Consider the following 19,430-nt stretch of genomic DNA (forward strand, 5'->3'; position numbering starts at 1 on the left):
TATTTAAGGCAAATAACTGTTCCAGTGGAAACAAAGGGGTCTTTACCATAACTATTAATACCGTGTACTTCCATTGCATCTACTGCAAATGTGAACTGAAATTGGATGCTTATATACAAATTTTAGCTAAAATTTTAGCTAAAGAATGTTCCGAATACACATTCAATCAGGGATTAAGAGATACTTTAAAGTGCGCAACTGACTTTTCAGCGTGTTATTAGTATCCCTTGAATAAAAATTTCAGGCATTAACTTTAAGAAACATGCATTTGTCTATCCATTCTTCCCCTGTGAATCTATTATTATTTATGTTCACTTATTAAGGTTATACAAAAATAATATTTTGGGATTTCAGAATTTCCAGAAACTGAGAATAAAAAACACTTTAAAAAATAGCAGTTAAACCTTCCCAAATATCTTTGCTATGTAGAGTTTAACTATGCAGTATTTGAAGTGAGAAGAGAAAAACATTCTTTAGACCGTATTTTCTTAAACGGCTTATTTACTTTGCATTAATAACTCTGCATATTATGTCAGCTATATGTTAGGCTATCCTAACCCGTTAAATCCAGATATTATAACAAATCCATGATATTATAACTTTTATTAAGAGGGTCATTATGATAAAGGCTCAATCATTAGACGGCTTGTTCGAAAAATTACTTGACGGAAAGTCAATTTTCAAAAATAAAGAAGTCCTTCGTCCTTCTTATACTCCGGATCTGTTATTACACAGAAACGACCAGATAAACAGCCTTGCAACCATCCTGGTATCCGCGCTCAGGGGAGAAACTCCTTCAAATGTCCTGATTTACGGAAAAACAGGGACAGGAAAAACCGCAGTGACCAGATATGTAGGAAAAGAGCTCGAAAGAGTAAGTGAAGACAAATCAATTTTCTGTTCTGTTGTTTATATTAATTGTGAAGTGATCGACACCCAGTATCGGCTTCTTGCAAACCTTGCCAGGCATTTTGAAGAAGAGGTCCCTATGACCGGGTGGCCCACGGATCAGGTCTTTATGAAATTTAAAGAAGCAATCGATTCAAGGGAACAGGTTATTATTATCATTCTTGATGAAATTGACAAGCTGATAAAAAAAGGCGACGATGTTCTTTACAATCTTTCAAGGATTAATACCGATTTAAGGAAAGCCAAGGTTAGCATGATTGGAGTTTCCAATGACCTCAAATTCACGGAATTTCTCGACCCGAGAGTTAAAAGTTCTCTGGGCGAAGAAGAACTTATTTTTCCGCCTTATGATGCTGAACAGATCAGTGATATCCTGAAACAGAGGGCTAAAATGGCTTACAATGACGGAGTCCTGGGCGAAATGGTAATTCCGCTCTGTGCAGCCTTTGCAGCTCAGGAACACGGTGATGCCCGCCGTGCGCTTGACCTTCTGCGAGTTTCAGGAGAAATTGCTGAGAGAGAAAACCAGCCCCAGGTTCTTGAAGAACATGTAAGGCGCGCGCAGGAGAAAATTGAAATCGACCGTGTCGTGGAAGTTGTGCGGACCCTTCCCACCCAGTCCAAGCTTGTGCTCTACAGCATCATCCTGCTCAGAAACAGGGGAAGAGAAGGCAAAAATGTCACAACCGGCGAAATGTATAATGTTTACCGCCAGCTCTGTCATCACATTGATGTGGATATTCTTACCCAGCGCAGGGTTACTGACCTGATGTCAGAACTTGACATGCTCGGGATAGTCAATGCTGTGGTGGTAAGCAAAGGACGTTACGGAAGGACAAAAGAAATCTCTTTGAGTGTTCCCGTAGAAAACACCCGCAAAGTACTTCTTGAAGACTACAGACTTAAACCCCTTGTAGATTTCAAGGCTTCAGTGTTCAATAAAATGTTCTCATAACATTATGTTCTAGCAACATAATATTCTTGTAAACACTTTTAAAATAAACATTTTTTAAATAATTTTTAATACCGAGTAAATCCTGGAAAGTGCGGATTAGTTTTTGATCCGGCTTTTCCTATATTCTGGATTCTTTAAGACGGCTGATCTTTCCATATATTTTGGATTCTCTAAGAGGCCTGACCTTTCCAGACATTCTTGATTTCTCTGTCTTGATTTCTCTATCATGATTTCTCTAAGTTGATTTAATAAAAGTTCTTCTTTCGTGAACTTCTTTCCACTTTTTTACTTCAATTCTTCTGGAAATAGTCCGATTTTAATTCTTAAAATATCCTCGGTTTTTCAGGAAATAATATATATGATCCTGTGGTTTGACTAGGAGTATACATAGTGCTGCAGTTCACATCCAATGCGTATTTCAGGCATCATATTTCAATACGATCTGCATCATTCACATCGTACACTGCATAATATCGTACTATTCAAGTTTTATTAAAATTAGTGATTTATTTAAATTTTATCAAAATTAGTAGTTCGTAATCTAAACTCGTTGAATTGAGCTTAGAGTTTTTATGGAGTGCAGCTCAAACTTTATTGAAACTGAACACTATTGATGATAAAATTTATTGAAGGTAAAACTTTATTAAGAATCTAATTCAGATTTATCTCTCAAACTTATAACTAAAATTCAGGTATTCAGATTTAAAAGGTAATTTTTGATGAAGATAATTGCGTTTGTAGGCATGCCAGCTTCTGGGAAATCCGAGGCTTCCAGGATTGCTGCTGAGATGGGGATCCCTGTTATAATTATGGGTGACGTTATCAGGAAGGAAGTACTGAAGCGTGGGCTTGAACCCAATGATTCCAATACCGGAATGGTTGCAACAGATCTTCGCAAGCATGAAGGCATGGGTGCTGTTGCCAGAAGATGTATTTCTCAAATAAGAGAAACAGGCTCGGAACTTGTAGTTGTGGACGGTGTGCGCGGGATTGCTGAAGTTGAGTGTTTCAGGAAGGAATTCGGAAAAGGCTTTATCCTGATTTCCATTTACGCTCCCATTGAAGTACGCTTCTCCAGGGTACAGAAGAGGGGGAGAAGTGACGATATGAACAGTATCGAAGGCCTTCGCCATAGAGATGAAAGGGAACTCAGCTGGGGCATGGGAGAAGCCATAGATGCTTCCAATGTAGAAATTGAAAATAACTTCACGCTTGAGACTTTCAGAAAAGATGTTAGAGACGTTTTGAGTAACTATTTAGAGGCTGATCTGGAAAAATAATTCAAATAACCTCAATAATCTCTAACAATTTCTAACAATTTTTAATAATCTCAAACAATCTCAAATAATCCCAATAATCTAAAGAAAAAAGCTGGTAGAAGGTATTCAAGAATAATATTCAAGAATAGAATTTAAGAATAAGCTCTATAAATGACGTTTCAAGAATCAAAAACTTAAATATAAATTGGAGTACACTCATGATAAGTGTAAATATTTCAGCATCTGTATATCCGACAGAAGATCCTGAAAAGGTTATTAAAGCAATTTCAGGGCTTTTTACAGGGGTAGAACTCCAGAAAGAAAATTTTAGCTCACCAGAGCCCGAAAAGGGAATTTCTCCTTCTTTCCGTATCACAGGTGAAGGAGGACTTGACCTCCTGTTTACCCTGCACGGACTTATTCGTAGAGAGCAAATTATAGATAGTATCCGTAACAAGGTTTTCAATAAAGGACTTTCCAGTGAAGGGCTTTCAGTCAGTTTTTTGCTCAACAAACAGGCGGCTTTTGTCGGAATTCCAAGCGTTCCTGCTGAAAAAGAACCTCTAGGCTCCATCGAAGTCACTATCAGGGCAGATTCTTCCGAAGAAATGGAAAGGCTTTTTGAATGGCTTTTGCCTCTTACCGAAGAAGGAGTTCCGGTTGCTGAAGTGGAAATGGACTATGTGGAAAGGGGCTAAAGTTAGAAAAGAAGCTAAAGTCTAAAGGTTCAGTAAATGTCTCAAAGTTCAGTACAGGATCTGGATAATGAAGCTTTATAATAAATATTGATTAAAGGGGCTGAATAGACATCATGCAGCTGAGCAGGATCAGTTATTCATCACGGTCGGTAGTCGAAGATCCGTTTAAATGGGCCTACACGCTAGAAGATTACGGGTACACAGGCTGGGAGATTGTACAGGAGGGGTCACAGTGCCTGAGCAGTAAAACCGTTCAGAACCTGAAAAATATTTATGATACCACCAGCCTGGAACTGACCCTGCACTTGCCCTTTTCGGATATGAACCTTGCAGGCTTGAATGACTCAATCCGCGCAGAAGTCCTCAGGCAGATGAAGCATTATCTGACCCTTGCCTCTAACTATGTGAACCTCGCTGTGGTACATCCGGGATATCTCTCTCCTTATGGAGCACAGGTCCCACAGCAAGCTTATATGACAAACCTTGCTTCCATCAGGGAATTATGTGATTTTGCAGCCGATCTCGGGGTCTTGATAGCTGTCGAAAACATGCCAGACCTTCCAAAGATCTTTGGTAAATATCCCGATGAAATGGAGGAGATGCTCGACGCTGTCGGGAGCCACAACATTGGTTTTACCTTTGACGTCGGGCATGCAAATACAGTTGGACTTATAGATGAATTTCTGGACCAGCTTGGGGATCGGATTTCCCATGTGCATATACATGACAACATGGGGAAAAAAGATGAGCATTTGCCCATTGGAGATGGCACCATAGACTGGAAGCATATTATGGACAGGCTCTCAAATTACAAAGGAATTTTTGTTACCGAAATGGCTTCTATTGAAGAAGGTATCAAAAGCCTTGAGTTTTTAAGAAAACTGTAATATTCTGGTTCCTCTAATATTCTGGTTATTCTAATATTCTGATTTTTCTAATATTCTGTTTTCTGTAAATTCTGATTCCTTTTCTATCTCCTCTAATACTCTGATCCCTCTAATATTCTGTTGTTATTTTCTGTAATATTCAGATACATTCTGTTACAATTTTCTGTAATATTCAGATATAATCTAGTGTCGCGTCAGCAGTAAAATGTCATATATAGTCGGTTATAGCTACTCAAATTCTTTAATCTTTGAGGATTGACGCGACACTAGTGCCTTACACCTATTTTATTTTCTTATTTTTTCTTTATTCCGATCCTTCCACACTACGTTCTTTATTCAGATTCTTTATTCAGATTCTTTATTCAGATGATCCTTTTTCATTCAGGTATTTTATCCAATCCCCGTGCTCTATTACTTCAGTTTCGGGTTTTTCATCGTAAACATAAATTAAACCTTTTACCTTCTGCTGCTCTATTTCAAGGTCAACATATTCCCTGTGATAACCGCCAAAAAGTTCCATATAATCAATGGACTTTGCGACCTCAAGCTGCTTTTTTCCTGAAAACCGGCGCACTTCTGCAACAACAGAACCGTTTTCAGCCGAGTAGACAGCCGGATAAGGGCCCAGGGAGTAAAGGGCATATCCTTTGATTCTTGTTATCCCGAGAAAGTCTGACCTGTTTGGAAGGTTTAAGCGGCGGCTGTTATAAAGTCCATCTCTAAGGCTGCCGTAAAGCGCCATTATGATCTCTTCGCCCTCCACTCTTTCGTAAGAGCGCTGCCAGCAAATATTTCTGTGAAAGACATTCCCGTAAAGAGTCTTCTCTGTCCCCTGAGCCACGTTTTTCCCTTCTCCGGACTTTTTCTGTAAGATATTATTTTGAAAAACCGTAAGCTGCAAATCTCTGAGTCAGGTCGAGGTTCGCAAGCAGGAAGCGGTCCTGTTTGCTGTAGGCAAGCTTTTTGTTTCCTGAAAGTTCCAGTACACAGGTACTACCCGGTTTTGCCTCTTCTACCTCGTTTCCGTCAACCAGAATCTTTTCAACGCGCACAGGTTCGGACTGAAGCCCGACAAAAAGGTGAAGCACGCTCGCAGGCTCTATCTTTTTTGTGAATTTTGAGACCGTACATTCCAGAGTGTAATCGGTAGTTACGATTTCTTTATCGGAAATGATAAAGCCTCTTTCTATGTCCTTTGCCTGGACATTTTTCAGGCGCATACCCACCCTCGTACCGGCGGGAGCGCTGTCGATGTCCACATCATGGCTCTGGATAGAGCGGATTTCGATATCCCTGTCAAGCGGAAAAATTTTGGTTTTGTCTTTGTCCTTTGATATACCCTGCTTTACAACCCCCAGGACAACACATCCCTTGCCTGTGACATTGAAAGCGTGATCTATAAAGATCCTGGCAGGCAGGCTGTTAAGTTCTGCGTTTTCGGCTTCTATTTTTTCTGCCACTTCATTGATTCTGGCTTTAAGTTCGTCCACGCCTTCAAAAGGGTTTTTGGCACTTTTGTTTGTATTGAGGGAAATGCATTCCCAGTCCTGAAGTACAGTCCCTGAAGTGATCACTTTTAACTTTGCTTTCAGTTCATCAATAGCATGCATGTGAGTGCTGTCCGACCTTGTCAGGGCAATGATCCCATGTTTAAAGCCCAGCAGGTCCAGGGCAATGATACATTCTCCAGTGTGGGCGTCCAGACCCTGAGGAGGGATGCACAGGACTGCAATGTCAGATATATTCAGTGCCGTAATCAGGGATTTCAGGGTTTTCGGGTAGCTATGGGCATCCACAAAAACCATGTTACGGCCTTCTTTATCATTATTGTACATTGTTATATCAGAGGAAGTTCCTTTTTTCCCAAGGTTTGCGGCAAGGGAGGTCCTGCCGCTTTTTTCTGTCCCTATAATTGCAACGTTTGCCATTTTGAGTCCCCTTTCTGGATTAATGTTTTCTAAATAAATGATATGTATGAGAGTATTTCCAGAATCTGGAAATGTGAGTGTGTTTTGAATGCAGGTTAATTGAATCTAAAGGTTAATCAAATCTTTATGCGCAGAATCCTGATATTAATGATCCTGATATTAATGATCCTGATATTAATGATCCTGATATTAATGAATCTTGATGTTAATGGATCATGGTGTTTAATATTTTTGAAACAGCAACTTTTTGAAACTATAACTTACTTTACTCATTTTAAAGCTGCGACTTTTAGACTACGGCTTTTGCTACTTTGTAGCTGCCACTGGTATTAATATACTTCAATATATTTCTTTTCGCACTGTTATCAAGAAGAGAAAAAAAAAGAGAAAAATGAGAGAAAGAAATCAATCCGGAAAACAAAACATATCAAAAATAATCGTAAAATATCAAAAATAACCGAAACAGGTAGTCTCAAAACCATTTTTAATTCTACAATTGGGTAATGCCCTTTCAATTTTTATTTCATTTCAACAAGAAAAAGTAAATTTTCATAGCTCAACATAGCGTATTTGTCATTCTTGCTTGAATTCTCCTCTTATTCCATCCTTTACTTTCTCCTCCAACTATCATTTTCAGCATTTCTTTCAGGTTTTTCCCTTGTCTTTTTATGAAATCTGCTATTTTCTTTATATTGTGTACGGTACATATCATAACAAATTCAATTCCTGTTTTCCTTATTCCTCTCAACAGAAATTCCCTAAACCCTCTATCCTGTTTCATTTGACCAAACACAGGTTCTACGGTAGACATTCTTTTCTGATACTTTTCCGTACCTTTTTCTGTGTTCAGTTTAGCCCTCATATCCTCCATTAAATGTTCTCGAGGATCTCTTGTAATCGTCCTTTTTCCACTCTCAGTACATGCATTTTTCAACACACACTGAGAACAATAACTACAGACATAATACCTTAAATCAGGTTCACCTTTCCTCTTTTGTATTCTTGAAAAGGGAATTTCAAAAGCAGCAGGACAATAATAGCAGTCTTTTTCTTCGTCGTATTTAAAAAGAGACTTTCTGAACTTCCTGGTTTTTCCTTCTTTTTCAGCTTTATAGAAGTTGTCAGGAATATAAGCATCAATTCCTTCTTTCTGTAAAAATTCCAGATTCTCATATGAAAAATAACCTGCATCTGCAAGCACGATTGTTGGTTTATATCCCAGTGTATTTTTTACATTCTGTATCATTGGTTCTACTTGATGCAGGTCGTTTTCTTCGTTGACAACGTCTGCTGCAACGATAATTTGTTCCTTTTCGTCAACAGCAACCTGACAGTTGTATGAAGGTTTCTTGCTCCCATCTTTATATTTCATAATTCGAGCATCGTTGTCTGTGATGTTTACTTTTTTCAGCTTTTCTTCATCAAGCTTCTTCTTAGCGTTTTTAATCTTCTCTAATCTTTTCTTCTTGTCAACTAGCTCTTCTGGAATCTGATATGGTGTTGAGTCACCATAAATTTCATCTTCATACTTATCTGTCTCAATACTCTCTTTTAGTATCCGATCTATTTCTTTTTCGAGAGAATCCGAACTCTTGCTTTGTCTTGATGAAGCATTTGCCTTGATCTTTGTTCCGTCAATCGAGATACTGGAACCAATCATATCCATTTCTTTACAAAAAGTGACAACCTGGGAAAATATCTCTTTAATAGGACCAAGGTGAGTTGAACGGAATCGACAAATAGTATGAAAATCAGGTTTTTGCATGGCTGCCAGATACATAAATGCAGTATCAGTTTGAGTCATTTGTTGCAGTTTACGTGAACTTCTAATGCCTATAAGATAACCATAAAGTAATATTTTTAAAAGAATTATTGGATGATAGGCTGGGCAGCCTTCCTTAGAATAAGTGGATTCAATAGCAGTGATATCAACGACATCTACGATGTCGTTTAGTACTCGGGCGAGATGATTTTCAGGAACAAAATCTTCCAGGTTTAATGGAAGTAAAAACTGCTGCTTTTGATCGTATTTTCTAAACATGGGAAACACTGGAATTTAGTTTTGTAAAAAAGATAAAGATTACGGGTTTCTGACCCAAATGTGCGATCAGGTATAGTTTTGAGACAACCTGGAAAATATACTTTATTAGCAGGTGAGTCCTATTACCAGAGTTCTCCTTCCCAGATCGCCTGAGTTTTATCATTGGTGCTTTTATTGATTTTTTTGATGTTTATCAGGTATTCATTTCCTATAGGCTGTGGTTCTTCAAAGATAGCATCCACTCCAAGCCTTTTGAGGTAATTCTCGAATTCTGTTGCAGTTTTCGGGTCCTTTACACGGATTCTGACTTCTTCATAGAGCCTCTGTCCGTTCTTTACACTTTGGATAGACTCTCTCAGGGGTCTCAGGATACTTTCCCCCAGCTGCATATAACGCTTTTTGAATTCGGCTTCATTTTCGTCCCATTCAACCGTCTGGAACCCCTCTCTAACAATCCTGGGGAGCATATAGTCCCTGCCTGCTTCATTATAGAACCTGAAGGCGTGCCTGAGGTCAGAACAGTTGCTCTGGGATGAGGTGTATTTCAGGGGAGCAAGAATCATATCAGGATCTTTTATTACCACTCCTTCGTGTTCTTTTTTCCCGAGTTCCCGGATTATTTTAGTAATTTGTTCTGCAGCTGTATGAAGGGGAAATTCTCCAAAACATTCAACCTGCAAAAAACCATATTCTTCCAGAATTTCGTGTTTCTTGCTTATTGGAAGAGGGTTTCCAGTATTTTTTTCCCGAATATCGAAGATATAGAACTCCACGGAGTCAATGCCGTAGATCTCTTTTGGGACATAGGGGTTGTCAGGGCCCAGCATTTCTCCATAAAGCACAAGTTCGGGGAAGTCATCAAAAAACTTCAGGTCAAGCTTCTCTTTTGCCTTTTCAGTAGTATAGGGGCAAATATAGCCGCTTCTGGTAATTGCCAGGATATCGTCTTTTACTTTTGCAACCCTGACATTATACCCGTTCATCTTTTCTTCTACAGTTATCTTCTCAAGCCCGCTGAAATGTTTCTTTAGAGTGGGGTCCAGTACCATAGCTCTCCGGATTTTGGGAAAACCCATAATTACTTCAAACGAGTCTCCCTTTTCGTAAAGTACCGTACCTCTTTCTATGCGAGAAATCTCCTTGTCAAAACGGAATAAATAGTCATGTTTCCCCCAATTTCTCGCAAGATAGATTTTTTCAAAAAGGTGTTGAACTCTTTCTTCATCAAATCCCAGAAATCCAGCCAGCCGCTCAACAAAGCCAGAATCTATTTCCTCATCCCCTCTTTTCATACTTATTTATCTGTTTTCGAGCGTAAAATAAGTTGTCATTCCTTACAGTGTTTCGGAACTTGTCTACTTGCGTAGACTTATCTAATTTACAAAGATTAATCATCAAGAAACTTTTTAAATATGTGACTTCTAATTTCTCCTGTAGTTTAATTTTAATGTAAATAAGGAGGCTACAAAATAGCTGACGATATCGACTACGAAATTATTGGCAATGAAATGCAGATCGTTGAGATCGAACTTGACCCGGGCGAGGCTGTTCAGGCAGAAGCTGGAGCTATGGCATACATGGGGCCCGGAATTCTAATGCAGACAGGTATGGGCAACGAAGGCGGAGGACTCTTTGGAGGCCTGAAAAAAGGCCTGAAAAGAGCTTTAACAGGCGAAAGCTTCTTTATTACAAGTTTTATTCATAAAGGCTCCGGAAAAGGGCACGTAGCTTTTGCAGCTCCTTACCCAGGCAAAATTCTCCCACTTGACCTTTCCAAATTCGGAGGCAGTATTCTCTGCCAGAAGGATGCATTTCTCTGCGCTGCTAAAGGTATTGAGGTGGAACTGGCTTTTACCCGCAAACTGGGTGCAGGGCTTTTCGGTGGTGAAGGCTTTATTCTCCAGAGACTGAGGGGTGACGGACTGGCTTTTATTCATATCGGAGGCACGGTTATAAGAAAAGATCTGGCTCCGGGTGAGACCTACAAGGTTGATACCGGATGCGTAGCAGCTTTTACAGAAAATGTGACTTATGACATAACATGGTCCAGAGATTTCAAAAATGCGCTCTTTGGTGGTGAAGGAGTAGTCCTTGCTACCCTGACAGGTCCAGGTACAGTGTACATGCAAAGTCTACCTTTCTCACGTCTTGCTGACAGAATTTTTGCAGCTTCTGCTTACGGGCAAAACAGGGAAGAACGCAGTGGCATTGGTGGAAGTGACATACTTGGAGGTCTTCTTGGAGGAGACAAATCCTTCTAAAACGGAAACAATCCTAGCTAATAAAAATTATTAAAACTGATAATAGAAATAAAAACTGATAATGAATTTATAATTTCATAAAGACCCGTAATCGGCAAAAAAGAATATTAAAATAGAATTTACCCGATAAGAAATTATTGAAATTCAGGAAGGACTGCCTCTCAAGGCAGACCTTTTTCTTTCTCTCTTTTCTTCTTCAGAGTTTCATTCCTGAATCGTGTTTATGACGTTCCTGCGTGCTAGGAAACCAACGAGCTCTTCTTCCAGATTAAGGACAGGAACACCTCCAACATCATGTTCCAGCATGGTATTTACCGCATCTGAAAGAGGGGTATTGGTATGCACACTGACCACACTGCGGGTCATTATGTCTCCGACAAGCAGGTTTTTAATTCTGGAGTCCTGCTGGTTGTCAGCTACAAGATCCCTGAAAGAGCGCATCGCAAAAGCGATATCATCCTCTGCAATGATTCCTACAAGCTTTCCGTTTTCAATAACCGGTAGTCTTCCAATATTCTTATCAAGGATCAGGCGCCTGGCGTGGCTTACACGGTCTGAAGGACTGACAGTAATCGGGTATTTTTCCATTACTTCCCCGACAAAGCCTGTGAAACGGTTTTCTTTTATGAGCTCCTGTGGGGTCACCCAGCCCAGTGCGTTTCCATTTTCACTGACGATAATCACGCCTCCCTTCTTTTTCATCAGGGTAAGGGCATCCCTGGTGTCAGTATCTGGCAAAACTTTCACGAAATTGTCGGATACGGCTGTAGCGACATGCAAAGAGGATGCGGGTTTGCTCTGTTTTCTTCGAGTTCCGAGCTGCTCTGTCAGACTTCTCATAGTAAGCACTCCAATTATCTGGTTGTCGTGGACTACCAGCAGGCGCTTTGTGTCTTTCTTTTCCATGAGATCAAGAGCGTGAGATATGGTGTCTGACTTATCAATCTTGTGTGGTTGTACCATTATGTCTTTAACTTGCATGCATTTCACCTCATGCGTATCCAGAGTTTTAATTTTCAATTCTCCGCAATTTACGTTTTAAAGACGTTCTCGCGTTTTTACAGACCTTAATACATCCATTTTTCTAATTTTTGCTTTGCATCCTTCTTTTGCTGTTAGCCAGCTTCTTTTCGTTCTTTTACCGTATATACCTCCGCATAATACTTGCTGCTTTGGATTTACTATCATAATTAATTAGTTTTTACACTTTTAAAGGTGTTTTGCTCCTCTTTTACTTATTATGAACCGGATATCTTTTAAGGATCTCTTTTTTAATCTACTATCGGAGCACCTTTTCAGAGTACAGCTTTCATGATATCGGTTCTGCTAAGCATTCCTATTATATCTTCACCATCACTGACAGGAAGAGCGTTTATCCCTTCTTCAATCAGTTTTTTTGCAGCATTGCTAATTTTCTCGTTCACATCTATGGACATTATTGGAGAAATCATAATGTCTTCTGCTATTAAAGGCACTTCTTTTACATACCTGTAAGTTTTCTGACCTGCAGGAGAAGACTTCCGCGTCATCTTAATACTTTTTGTTGAAAGTTTGCCTTCATTATCAGTTAACAGGTTTAAGGCAAGGCTTCTCCTTGAAACCAACCCAACCGGTTTTCCTGCATCATCTTTAACGATTACCCGTTCAATTTCATTTTTATTCAGTTCGTCTATAACGTGGTTGATTGTGTGGTGCCTGTGAACAGAAACAATATCCTCGGTCATCAGCCTGGGAATTTTAGTTTCTATTTCGTCTGCGTGTTCAGCAACATAACGCACAATATCTGTCCTGGTGATAATACCCACAACATCGTTTTTTACCACAGGAATGTTATGTACTCCGTTCTCAAGCATCAACGTCACTGCCTGGGAAATGGAGGCCTCGGGATAGATAGTGATTACGGACTCTGTCATCAGCAACTTTATAGGAATCTGGTCTATCGGCCGTCTCCTCCAGAGAGGTTCTGCCTGAGCCAGACGGTTGGTGATGTCTGTTTTCGTGACGATTCCCACCATTTTGCCCTCGTTCAGGACAAGCAATGTACTGATTCTGTGTCTTAACATCAGATTTCTTGCATGTGACACGGGTTCATCTATGTTTATAACGTACACAGGTGAACTCATGATGTCCGCCACATTCATTAAATACCTCCTTCACTTTTACAATATATAAGTATTAATAATTATAGTTTTTGAATGAAGTTGAACTTTGTAATCCTTGTTACAAACATTCCTTTTGATTCCAATGTTTTGTCAGCATCTGCCGTATTTTTTAATTTATATGACCTGACCCATCTATGCTTCATGGGGTTACAGGCTGATAGAAAAATATCTTGGTTGAAGGCAAATTCTAAGACCAGCTACGCTCCAGGATACAGATATATCCAGAATATGGAATTTATTCTGGTCTGTCCAGCTAAAAATTTTCCTCCCTGCGATCTTTATTGAAGTTTTACCCGGATCCTTTTTTATTAAACTTCCAGGTTAATTCTGGCTAAAGGTTAATTCTGGCTAAAGGTTAATTCTGGCTTATCGGTTATGGTTCATTTTAGCAGAAGTTTTAACAGAAATTTTCTGTTTTTACCAAGCTATCAGGTTCGACACACACCTTTTCCTGTTCGCTGGAATTTTCATTTGAGCCTGGTCAAAACTCCCGTTAAAAGTCAAAACCTCTCAGGAAATCGCTCTCCGTAATAATACCACGTAGCATTCCCTCTTCCAGAATCGGAAGCGAACCTATCTTTTTCTCGAGCATAATTTCCATAGCCTTCCCCATATCTGTGCCAGGGCTGGTCCAGATCAGTTCTTTTGAGATAATAGAGCCTACAGGCTGGTCCAGAGCTTCATGAATATTCCCTGTTGTGAGTTTGCTGAATGCATCTCCTTTTCCCATGAAATGAACGATATCCGAGGCGGTAACTATTCCTGCAAAGATCCCGTCTTTTACCACGGGAAGCCTTCGGAATCTATTCTGCACCATGACTTTTGCAGCCTGCCCTATAGTAGTATCTGTCGTTACCATTGTGACATTTTTAGTCATATACTCATCAACAGTTTTATTTGTCACAAGCCCGGCCATTAATTCTACGGCATTTCTTTCGGTAAAGATTGCGACGACCTGCATTTCACTGTTTACTATAGGCAGGCCACCGGTCCTCCTTTCAAGCATTGTTTTGACGGCTTCTTTAAAGTCTGCCTGATCATGGATGTATGCAGCATTGGTATCCATGATCTGCCGTACCTCTTCGTTTATTGCAGCTAGAAGGTTGCCTTTAAAACGGTTTGTGACAAGGAGATTCCTGCTGCCGCCTCCCAGGAAATCAATGATATCAACAGAAGTAATTACTCCTTCCAGCCTCCCTGTTCCTGCATTTGTAATAGGAATACGCCTGAATCTCCTTTCAGTCATAATTTTTATTGCTTCCATAATGGTTGCAGTAGGAGGGAGTGTTACCACATTTCTTGTTGCCAGGGCAAGAATTTTCCCCTCATGTTCTGAAATTCGGGACTTAAAATCAGGGCCAATTCTCATTGTACCCCTGCTGCTGACCATATGTGGGTCCTTCTGCTGCGACTTTTTGCTTGACTTGTTCAGATTTGGCTGAACATTCATTTTTTCGACTGGTACAAATGTCTTATTTTTGCTCAATAGGATCACCGAATCGAGTTGCAGTTAATTGCTTTTTTCATCTTCCGTTTTTACTCTACCTGCATATTAGCAGGAACTTTCCTGAGGATCCAATTACAACCTCAGGACCGTAGACAGCGTCGGAGACAGACAAAGCCTTAAAGCAATCTTCTCTCGAATCTTTTCTAACACTTACTCTTGTTTTCCAATCTGTAATCTTTATTATTTATAATCTTTAATCGTTATAATGCTTTTGCGCGAAACCTACTTTCTATATTTTTCAGGATTATTCACTCCAGCCTTTAACAACAGACTCCAGAAGATCCTGTCTGTCAGCGATTCCGGATATTTTACCCTGTTCATTCACAACAGTAATTCTTCCTATATCACGCTGAACAATTATGTCAATTGCACTTTTTATTGAATCATTCTCCGATAAAGTATAAGCAGGAGTTGACATAATCTTCTCAACTTTGGGACTTTCGTTCGGTCTTGTTGCCCGCTCGTCTTCTATAGCCATTCTTAAAGCGCCTGACTTAATTATGTCCCTTCTTGTTATCATCCCAATGGGATCCCCTTTCTTTGAAACTACCGGAATGCCGGTATAATCCGTTTCTATCATATAATTCCAGACTTTTGATACCCTTTCATCTGGAGAACAGGTCTTGACTTTTTTTGTCATGATAGCTTCTATGGTTTTCGAAATATTTCTGGGGAGTTCCACATTTCTGAGAATATCCACATCACTGAGAATTCCAACAACCGTGCGGTCTGTTGTTGATTTGACAACCGGAACTCTGTTCTGTTTCGATTGTACCATTAATTTTGCAGCTTTTACGAGATCCATGTCCGGAGTGATGGTAGGAGACTGCCTCGCATATCCGCTCACTGTCACATTTGAACGTGTGGATGTAACATTCATGATGTCCTGGTCGTTTAACATTCCTACGAGCCTGTTTCCCTCATCCACGACAACAATACCCCGAAAGAAGTAATCACGCATCAGCTGGCGGGCGTGAGTTACAAAATCCCCTTCTTTGATACTTACGGGCTCTTCTGTCATAATCTCGCTGACATTCATTGTTTATCTTCCTCTCCTTATTAAAACAGAAAATTGACAGTCAAGATTTCAAGCTTACAATTCACTCGTGATTGCGGTTTAATGATTCATTCGTAATCCTCTCCTTCCTCCTGCCTGCAGTTCCCGCATAAGTACCTCCCGTCAACAAACCTGAGGTCATATGAGAAAACATTGCAAGACTCACATACTCCAGTACTGAAGTCTTCTGATTCCGATATTTCTTCAGCTGAAGGGGTTGAGAAAAGAGCTTCTCTATTCATATCAATAAGATCTTTGAGAATCGTATTGAGACCTGGAGTTATCATCAGGATATCTGTATTCGAAATCACCCCTATGATTGCCCCGTTTTCCAGGACTGGCAGCCTCTTAACATTTGCTCTCAACATCATTTTCGCAGCTTCAACTATACTGGTCGTGGGGTCGACAGTAAGTAAAGGAGTGGAAAGGATTTCACTTGTGTCCACTTCACTTGGTTTTCTGTCCCCGGCAATGACGCTCTTCACAAGGTCTCTTTCAGTTATAATCCCCATTGCCTTTCCGTTTTCTGTGATAATAACGCTTCCTGCATCACGATCTACCATTTCCTTTGCAATAGCAGGAATATCTGAATTAATATCCATTGTTATAACTGCTTTATTCATAATTTCTGCAACTGAGACCTCCCTCTCAATTTCTCTGTTGTGAATACCAGTAACTGTTTCCCTTTCAGGGTCTTGTACCATTGGCTGCAGTTCCCCCTTTACCTGTTCAGCACCCAGAACCGATAAATCCTCTCTTTAAAGCCCTTCCAGGTTTTCAATTTCCTGTGGAAAATACTTCCAGATTCTTTTAAACTTCCCCATTTGTTACTTTTCTGGAAGGAATCCTGAAAAATTGGTTATCGGTAAAATCCTTCTTTTAAGTATCTTTCCGGTTTTTTCCTGTAAATCTCTTTCCCGCACTTCTGAGACCTTTTTATGACACTTAATATATACGAGTCAATGGTACATAATGATAACGGCATTCCTTTTTAGCATGATCTAAATTTTCCTCTAAGACGGCGCTGAGTCTCTTTTTTAAGGTTGAGATTTATGTCTTCTTTAAGCGCAATTTCTTAAAGTCAGTCAGGAATTTTTTAATAACCCCCTTATTTCCACTGGAGATTTTTGCTCAGAATGAAAAATATCGAGTCATGTAGAAAAAATATTAGGGGGAAGTAGCAGGTGGGAAATATTCTTTTTTAAAAATTGTTAAAAAGAATAAAACATTCTTAATTATATTTAGAACGCTATTGATTTTTCTCACAGGAAATCTTTCTAACCCCTATATTTCTACTGGAATTTACTTTTTTACTTTTTTGCTTGTATTTATTTGAGTGTAAATTTGCAAATATCTTTTGAAAAATACAAAAAATCCTGAAGGGATTAGCCGAAAATAAGTATGTTAGTATAAGGTGAAAATAATTGACATCTTGACAAATTCAGTAAATTCAGACAAAAACATAATGTAAAAATCTGGATAGAATCCAATGCTCCTCCAGCAAAATATAAGTATAAAAATTAAAAGCTGTAAAAGCTCAATGTTAAATAAATATATAAAGTAAAAGTCAATGTATAGTGAAAATAAACAGATGAATAGAAAACAGATGAATCGGCGGAGAATAAAATTAAATAACAAATAAGATAAAAATAAAATCAGGCGAAATCGAAAACAGATGAAATAGATAGAGTATATAATAGATAACAAATAAGATAAAAACACACATGATATTCTTCGAATAACATGCCCAAAAAATGAAAGTACTTGAGAGCACTTTCATGCCAAATAAAAGCAGAAAGTGAGTAAGCAGGAAAGAAATAAAGTGATGAGAAAGCTTTAATAAACAGAAAACAGGGGAATGATCAGAGGATAATCAGTCTACTCCTGTTTCCAACACTCAGTTCTATTTCTTCGTTCAGCCCGTACCTGGCATAAGCATCGATGATCTGGATTTCGGAATCTATGTCAAGGTCTTCTATCACATATGCCTGTTCTCCCCAGAGTGTCAGTCGGATGCTGCCTGTATCGTCTTTAAGCTGGAGATTTGCAACAACATTTTCGGTTCCGTCTTCTTTTTCAAATTCTCTGAGCTCTCCAATCTCAGCAACTTTTCCCTGTACAGAATAGCTTTCTCCGGGGATGATATCGGCTATATCGGTAAATTTCTCCCTGTACTCGACCTTCTTTTCGCTTCTCTGAATTATTCCTCTGGCTCCAAGGTTGAGTTCAACCTGCTGGCTGAAAGTATTTTCCCGCGAATAAGCGTTAAGGACTTCAACTGTTTCATCAAAGTCAATTTCTTCAAGAATATCAGTTTTTTCATCCCATAGCGTCAGTCTTATTTTGCCTGTAGAATCGCCCAGAAGGACATTTCCTACTCTCCCAGTGGATCCATCTTTTTTCTCGAAAGTCCTGACTTCCGAGATATCAAGGATCCTTCCTGAGATATTTATATTATTCATATCAGCTTTTATATCATCAATAGGAGTAAATTCTTCTTCGTATTCAATTTTCTTTTCACTTTTCCTGATTATACTCCTGTTTCCTACCTGCAACTCTACTTTCTGGCTAAAGGCATTTTCGCGGGCATAAGCATTAATCAGCTCTATACTATCCCCATATTCAACCTGGCTTAAAAAATCAGTTTTGTCATCCCAGAGTGTTACCCTGAGCGTACCTGTTTCGTCTCCCAGCATCAGGTTTCCTACCCTCCCGCTGTTCCCGTCTTTTCTCTGGAATGTCCTGATCTCGGAGACTTCCAGTACCTTTCCGTTAAGGTTGATGTCTCCCATGCCATCCTTTATATCCTTTATTTTATAACTATTTGAAACAACATCGATCTCTTCCTCACTTTCTGTCAGGACTCCATTGTTACCAATATTAACTTCCACTCCGGAATATCCCTGCTTTGCGAATCCACTGACCTGAACGGATTGCCCTGCCTTTATTTTTCCCATTTTAATAAGGTCTGCCATATTGTCCCACAGGGTTAACTTTACTTTTCCGGTCTCATCCCCAACAATAAGGTTTCCTACCCTTCCTATAGTCCCGTCATTCCTTGTGAATTCTTTGGTATCGAAAACAGAAATAATTCTTGCAATAAAGTTAACAGGTCCGCTTTCGGGGGTAATGTTTTCTATCTTTATGCTATCTCTGCCTGCATCCGAGAATCCCAGCTCATTGGCTACCAGCATGGCAGCCATTGTCTCATCACAGAGCCCTCCCATATTCTCTACTTTTTCCTGTATGCGCTGCAGGAAATCCTCTTTACTTATGACGTGGCTGAGCTTCTTATAAATAGTTTCAATATCGGTCATGTTGCTCCCTTAAATCGTTAGTGCTTACTGCAATTACTGGTGTCTTACTTGCAATTACTGGTGTACTTCTGGTAGTACTTTTATTCAATATATGTGTCTACCCTAAAATCAGGTGTTTATCCCTGATAGAGTGTTAATGTGAGCTTTATTTATTGTGTGATTTATTAGATGTGAGTTTTAAGTTCAATTAGATGTGAGTTTTAGTTCAATTAGATGTGAGTTTTAGTTCAATTAGATGTGAGTTTTAGTTCAAGATGCAGAATTTTTGAATATATGAAGCTTTCTGGAAGTTCAATATATTCCAGGTCAGGATTGATATAAAAATTCAATCGGATATATTCAAATTTAAGTTAAAATATTTCTCAATCTCATGGTGAGAATAACAGATTCTATACGTCCACAGATTCTATACGTCCTTTCACTAATGCATAATAAGAATATCCCTGAAA

15 protein-coding genes are annotated in these 19,430 nt (G+C 39.3%); 5 read left to right on the top strand and 10 right to left on the bottom strand.

Annotation, left to right across the window (positions count from 1 at the left end):
- Positions 1-619 precede the first annotated feature (619 nt).
- The 4 genes from MSMAS_RS00005 (at position 620) to MSMAS_RS00020 (ending at position 4,708) form a co-directional block, all read left to right on the top strand.
- Entirely contained in the window at positions 620-1,864 is a 1,245-nt protein-coding gene (locus MSMAS_RS00005) for an ORC1-type DNA replication protein (protein WP_011033260.1), read from the top strand.
- 719 nt (positions 1,865-2,583) lie between these two features.
- Positions 2,584-3,144, top strand: a complete 561-nt coding sequence (locus tag MSMAS_RS00010) for a dephospho-CoA kinase (RefSeq protein ID WP_011033259.1) — start codon at positions 2,584-2,586, stop codon at positions 3,142-3,144.
- Positions 3,145-3,341: 197 nt separating this feature from the next.
- A complete protein-coding gene (locus tag MSMAS_RS00015) occupies positions 3,342-3,821 on the top strand; it encodes an RNA-binding domain-containing protein (protein ID WP_011033258.1) in 480 nt (159 codons plus the stop codon).
- A gap of 113 nt (positions 3,822-3,934) precedes the next feature.
- Positions 3,935-4,708: a sugar phosphate isomerase/epimerase family protein gene (locus tag MSMAS_RS00020; protein ID WP_011033257.1), complete on the top strand. Its 774-nt coding sequence runs from the start codon at positions 3,935-3,937 to the stop codon at positions 4,706-4,708.
- 358 nt (positions 4,709-5,066) lie between these two features.
- On the opposite strand, the gene MSMAS_RS00025 is transcribed toward MSMAS_RS00020, so the two are convergent.
- The 4 genes from MSMAS_RS00025 to MSMAS_RS00040 form a co-directional block, all read right to left on the bottom strand.
- Positions 5,067-5,549 carry a gamma-glutamylcyclotransferase family protein gene (locus MSMAS_RS00025; RefSeq protein WP_011033256.1) on the bottom strand — a complete coding sequence of 161 codons (483 nt, stop codon included), beginning with the start codon at positions 5,547-5,549 and terminating at the stop codon, positions 5,067-5,069.
- A gap of 34 nt (positions 5,550-5,583) precedes the next feature.
- Complete coding sequence (locus MSMAS_RS00030) at positions 5,584-6,636, bottom strand: selenocysteine-specific translation elongation factor (protein ID WP_011033255.1); 1,053 nt, start codon at positions 6,634-6,636, stop codon at positions 5,584-5,586.
- Positions 6,637-7,192: 556 nt separating this feature from the next.
- Positions 7,193-8,677 carry an IS1182-like element ISMma2 family transposase gene (locus MSMAS_RS00035; RefSeq protein ID WP_011033254.1) on the bottom strand — a complete coding sequence of 495 codons (1,485 nt, stop codon included), beginning with the start codon at positions 8,675-8,677 and terminating at the stop codon, positions 7,193-7,195.
- Between the two features lie 122 nt (positions 8,678-8,799).
- Positions 8,800-9,969, bottom strand: coding sequence for an RNA ligase (locus MSMAS_RS00040; protein WP_011033253.1), 1,170 nt, complete (start codon positions 9,967-9,969; stop codon positions 8,800-8,802).
- A gap of 177 nt (positions 9,970-10,146) precedes the next feature.
- Here MSMAS_RS00040 and MSMAS_RS00045 point away from each other — a divergent pair, with 177 nt between their 5' ends.
- On the top strand, positions 10,147-10,938 hold the full coding sequence (locus tag MSMAS_RS00045) for a TIGR00266 family protein (RefSeq protein ID WP_080503033.1): 792 nt from the start codon (positions 10,147-10,149) through the stop codon (positions 10,936-10,938).
- Positions 10,939-11,142: 204 nt separating this feature from the next.
- Here MSMAS_RS00045 and MSMAS_RS00050 read toward each other — a convergent pair whose 3' ends face one another.
- The 6 genes from MSMAS_RS00050 to MSMAS_RS00075 form a co-directional block, all read right to left on the bottom strand.
- On the bottom strand, positions 11,143-11,919 hold the full coding sequence (locus MSMAS_RS00050; protein ID WP_175413363.1) for a CBS domain-containing protein: 777 nt from the start codon (positions 11,917-11,919) through the stop codon (positions 11,143-11,145).
- Positions 11,920-12,233: 314 nt separating this feature from the next.
- A complete protein-coding gene (locus MSMAS_RS00055; protein ID WP_011033250.1) occupies positions 12,234-13,079 on the bottom strand; it encodes a CBS domain-containing protein in 846 nt (281 codons plus the stop codon).
- A gap of 514 nt (positions 13,080-13,593) precedes the next feature.
- Complete coding sequence (locus MSMAS_RS00060) at positions 13,594-14,595, bottom strand: CBS domain-containing protein (protein ID WP_011033249.1); 1,002 nt, start codon at positions 14,593-14,595, stop codon at positions 13,594-13,596.
- A gap of 256 nt (positions 14,596-14,851) precedes the next feature.
- Positions 14,852-15,646, bottom strand: coding sequence for a CBS domain-containing protein (locus MSMAS_RS00065; RefSeq protein ID WP_011033248.1), 795 nt, complete (start codon positions 15,644-15,646; stop codon positions 14,852-14,854).
- Between the two features lie 86 nt (positions 15,647-15,732).
- Positions 15,733-16,368: a CBS domain-containing protein gene (locus MSMAS_RS00070; protein ID WP_011033247.1), complete on the bottom strand. Its 636-nt coding sequence runs from the start codon at positions 16,366-16,368 to the stop codon at positions 15,733-15,735.
- A 1,158-nt stretch (positions 16,369-17,526) separates the two neighbouring features.
- A complete protein-coding gene (locus tag MSMAS_RS00075) occupies positions 17,527-18,981 on the bottom strand; it encodes an OB-fold nucleic acid binding domain-containing protein (RefSeq protein WP_048046252.1) in 1,455 nt (484 codons plus the stop codon).
- Between the last annotated feature and the right edge of the window lie 449 nt (positions 18,982-19,430).

The organism is Methanosarcina mazei S-6, assembly GCF_000970205.1.
In the GTDB taxonomy this organism is placed as follows: Archaea; Halobacteriota; Methanosarcinia; order Methanosarcinales; family Methanosarcinaceae; genus Methanosarcina; species Methanosarcina mazei.

Bases quoted from the DNA above. Each gene is read 5' to 3' on its own strand.
- MSMAS_RS00010 (WP_011033259.1), top strand. From the start codon at position 2,584: ATGAAGATAATTGCGTTTGTAGGCATGCCAGCTTCTGGGAAATCCGAG.
- MSMAS_RS00030 (WP_011033255.1), bottom strand. From the start codon at position 6,636: ATGGCAAACGTTGCAATTATAGGGACAGAAAAAAGCGGCAGGACCTCC.
- MSMAS_RS00035 (WP_011033254.1), bottom strand. From the start codon at position 8,677: ATGTTTAGAAAATACGATCAAAAGCAGCAGTTTTTACTTCCATTAAAC.
- MSMAS_RS00075 (WP_048046252.1), bottom strand. From the start codon at position 18,981: ATGACCGATATTGAAACTATTTATAAGAAGCTCAGCCACGTCATAAGT.
- MSMAS_RS00005 (WP_011033260.1), top strand. From the start codon at position 620: ATGATAAAGGCTCAATCATTAGACGGCTTGTTCGAAAAATTACTTGAC.
- MSMAS_RS00020 (WP_011033257.1), top strand. From the start codon at position 3,935: ATGCAGCTGAGCAGGATCAGTTATTCATCACGGTCGGTAGTCGAAGAT.
- MSMAS_RS00015 (WP_011033258.1), top strand. From the start codon at position 3,342: ATGATAAGTGTAAATATTTCAGCATCTGTATATCCGACAGAAGATCCT.
- MSMAS_RS00055 (WP_011033250.1), bottom strand. From the start codon at position 13,079: ATGAATGTGGCGGACATCATGAGTTCACCTGTGTACGTTATAAACATA.
- MSMAS_RS00065 (WP_011033248.1), bottom strand. From the start codon at position 15,646: ATGAATGTCAGCGAGATTATGACAGAAGAGCCCGTAAGTATCAAAGAA.
- MSMAS_RS00040 (WP_011033253.1), bottom strand. From the start codon at position 9,969: ATGAAAAGAGGGGATGAGGAAATAGATTCTGGCTTTGTTGAGCGGCTG.
- MSMAS_RS00050 (WP_175413363.1), bottom strand. From the start codon at position 11,919: ATGCAAGTTAAAGACATAATGGTACAACCACACAAGATTGATAAGTCA.
- MSMAS_RS00070 (WP_011033247.1), bottom strand. From the start codon at position 16,368: ATGGTACAAGACCCTGAAAGGGAAACAGTTACTGGTATTCACAACAGA.